This window comes from Xanthomonas sp. SHU 166 (genome assembly GCF_000364685.1).
Lineage (GTDB): Bacteria > Pseudomonadota > Gammaproteobacteria > Xanthomonadales > Xanthomonadaceae > Xanthomonas_A > Xanthomonas_A sontii.
On record NZ_AQOJ01000062.1, the window covers coordinates 1 to 3,230 of the forward strand.

Annotated in this window: 4 protein-coding genes; 3 read left to right on the plus strand and 1 reads right to left on the minus strand. The window is 69.8% G+C overall.

Annotation, left to right across the window (positions count from 1 at the left end; genetic code table 11):
* Window positions 1-669, plus strand: a 669-nt coding sequence (locus D180_RS02680; RefSeq protein WP_017911573.1) for a class III extradiol ring-cleavage dioxygenase, incomplete at its 5' end; no start/stop codon positions are given.
* Between the two features lie 94 nt (window positions 670-763).
* Complete coding sequence (locus D180_RS02685; protein WP_017911574.1) at window positions 764-2,008, plus strand: putative DNA modification/repair radical SAM protein; 1,245 nt, start codon at window positions 764-766, stop codon at window positions 2,006-2,008.
* A gap of 79 nt (window positions 2,009-2,087) precedes the next feature.
* Here D180_RS02685 and D180_RS24350 read toward each other — a convergent pair whose 3' ends face one another.
* Window positions 2,088-2,447: a hypothetical protein gene (locus tag D180_RS24350; protein ID WP_232760279.1), complete on the minus strand. Its 360-nt coding sequence runs from the start codon at window positions 2,445-2,447 to the stop codon at window positions 2,088-2,090.
* Between D180_RS24350 and D180_RS02695 the strand changes: the two genes are divergently transcribed.
* The coding region (locus D180_RS02695; RefSeq protein WP_017911577.1) for a TIGR03915 family putative DNA repair protein at window positions 2,446-3,230 on the plus strand (785 nt) is incomplete at its 3' end. The two genes, D180_RS24350 and D180_RS02695, sit on opposite strands and share 2 nt — an antisense overlap.

A 3,230-nucleotide genomic window follows, 5' to 3' on the forward strand; every position in this document is an offset into this window, starting at 1 on the left:
TGGCTGGGCCGGCGGCCGCTGGTCGGCGCCGCGGCGCAGCCGCAGACCATCCACGACTTCGGCGGCTTCCCGCAGGCGCTGTACGCGATGCAGTACCCGGCGCCGGGCGCGCCGGCCGTGGCCCAGCAGGTCGCCGAGCTGCTGGCGCAGGCCGGGCTGGCGCCGATGCTGGACGAGCGTCGCGGGCTGGACCACGGCGTGTGGGTGCCGCTGTCGCTGCTGTACCCGCAGGCCGACATCCCGGTGGTGCCGCTGTCGATCCAGCCGGAACTCGGGCCGGAGCACCACCTGGCGCTGGGCCGCGCACTGGCGCCGCTGCGCGAGGACGGCGTGCTGGTGATCGGCTCGGGCAGCATCACCCACAACCTGCACGACTTCGGCCGCTACGCTGAGGGCAAGGAAGTGCCCTACGTGCGTCCGTTCATCGAATGGACCGAGCAGGCGTTGCGCCGCGACGACGTGCCGGCGATGCTCGACTACCGCCGGCAGGCGCCGTTCGCCGAGCGCGCGCATCCCACCGACGAGCACTGGCTGCCGATCTATGTGGCGATGGGTGCGGCCGGCGCGGACGGGCTGGGCGCGCAGCGCATCGATGCGGGGATCGACGCCGGCCTGCTGGCGATGGACATCTACCGCTTCGACGGCGCCGCGGCGCGCGTGGCGGCCTGAACGCCAGGAGATCGACCTGAGCGATTCATCGCGGTGAAGGTCGCAGCGCATCCGCGTCTCACCGTTTGAGACGCGGACCCGGCATCGTCGGCCGGTGAATACCCTCGAGAAACTCGCCGTGCTCGCCGACGCGGCCAAGTACGACGCGTCCTGCGCCTCCAGCGGCGCCGACAAGCGCAATTCCCTGCGCAGCGGCGGCATCGGCAGCACCGAGGGCATGGGCATCTGCCATTCGTACACGCCCGACGGGCGCTGCGTGTCGCTGCTGAAGATCCTGCTGACCAACTTCTGCGTGTTCGACTGCGCGTACTGCGTCAACCGCGTGTCCAGCAACGTGCGCCGCGCGCGCTTCACCCCGGCCGAAGTGGTCAAGCTGACCCTGGATTTCTACAAGCGCAACTACATCGAAGGCCTGTTCCTCTCCAGCGGCATCATCCGCAACAGCGATTACACCATGGAGCAACTGGTGGAAGTGGCGCGGCAGCTGCGCGAGGAGCACCGCTTCGCCGGCTACATCCATCTCAAGACCATTCCCGACGCGGCGCCGGAGCTGCTCGCCGCCGCCGGCCGCTACGCCGACCGGCTCAGCATCAACGTGGAATTGCCGACCGAGCGCGGCCTGGCGCAATTGGCGCCGGAGAAGAACGTCGGCGGCATCCGTGCGGCGATGGGCGAGCTGCGCTGGCGCATCGAGGAGAGCAAGGAGGCGCGCAAGGCCGAGGCGCGGGTGCGCGCCAAGCCGCCGCGTTTCGCCCCGGCCGGGCAGAGCACGCAGATGATCGTCGGCGCCGACGGCGCGGACGACCGCGCGATCCTGCACACCAGCCACAATCTCTACGGCAACTATCGCCTGCGCCGGGTCTACTACTCCGCGTTCAGCCCGATTCCCGACGCCTCGGCCAAGCTGCCGCTGCTGGCGCCGCCGCTGCAGCGCGAGCACCGCCTGTACCAGGCCGACTGGCTGCTGCGGTTCTACGATTTCTCGGTGGAGGAGATCGCCCCGCCTGCGGCCAGCGGCATGCTCGATCTGGACGTGGACCCCAAGCTGGCGTGGGCGCTGCGCAACCCGGAGCGATTCCCGGTGGATCTCAACACCGCCGCGCGCGAACTGTTGTTGCGCGTGCCGGGGCTGGGCACCCGCAACGTCGAGCGCTTGCTGCTGGCGCGGCGGCATGCGCGGCTGCGGGTCGAGGATCTGGCGCGGCTGCGGGTGCCGCTGAAGAAGTTGCTGCCGTTCGTCAGTGTGCTCGATCACCATCCGCGGCAGCGGCTGGACGATCCGCAGCGGCTGCGTGCGCAACTGGCGCCGGCGCCGCGGCAGGGGGGCTTGTTTGATTGACGCGGTGGGGTGGGGTGTTGCCATGCTTGCGGCAACGGCAACGGCAACGGCAACGGCAACGGCAACGGCAACAGCAACATCAAAGGCTTTCGCGCCTACGGGCGCGAGTGACTTTTGTCTTGGCAAAAGTCACCAAAACCGCTCCCGCCTGACACGAGCCGGTGCGATACGGCCGCACCGGTCCACTGCGCTCCTCACGGCGAGCGGCACGGCGCCCAAACTCGCTTCGCTCAAACAAGGGCGCCTCTTCGGCCGCTCGCCACTCCGGTGCTCGGCTCGCTTTAAGGCGAGAAGTTTTAAAAGCAACATCACGAGCAACAGCAACAGCAACAGCAACAGCAACATCTGCACGCACGGCGATGGTTGCGGATGCTGTGTTGGCGGTTGTGTTGCTGTGTTCTGCATTCGTTTCGGTGAGCTGATGCGTGGAGCGGGGCATGTTCCAGGCTGAGGTGGTGCCGCCGTGGAGCCTGGAGGCGTGGCGGGCGGTGGCGCGGGCGGCGTGGTGTGCGCAGGTGGCGCCGGAGACGCTGGCCTGGGACGGCGATGCGCAGGGCGGGCTGCTCGCCGGGACCGACGTCGCCACGCTGCCGGCGCAGGTGCCACCGCCGCGGGTGTCGGCCGAGTTCCTGGCGCTGGCCGGTGCGGTGCTGTGCCATCGCGATCCGCAGCGGCATGCCCTGTTGTACCGCCTCCTGTGGCGCATCGCCGGCGGCGAGCGCGCGCTGCTGCAGCGGGTCACCGATGCCGATGTGCACCGCACCCAGCAATGGGCGCAGGCGGTGCGCCGCGACAGCCACAAGATGAAGGCGTTCGTGCGCTTCCGCGAGGTGCCGGGCGAGCAGGAGGCCTACATCGCCTGGTTCGAGCCGGAGCACCACATCGTCGATCGCGTGGCGCCGTTCTTCGCGCGGCGCTTCGCCGGCATGCGCTGGGCGATCCTCACCCCGTACCGCAGTGTGCGCTGGGACGGCGAGGCGCTGCAGTTCGGCGCCGGCGCGCAGCGCGCCGATGCGCCGGCCGACGACGCGCAGGACACGCTGTGGCGCACCTACTACGCCAACATCTTCAACCCGGCGCGGCTCAATCCGACGATGATGCGCCAGGAGATGCCGCAGAAATACTGGAAGCACCTGCCGGAAGCGCAACTGCTGCCCACGCTGATCCGCGACGCCGGGCAGCGCGTGCGCGAGATGGCCGAGCGCGCGCCCGAGCCGGTGCG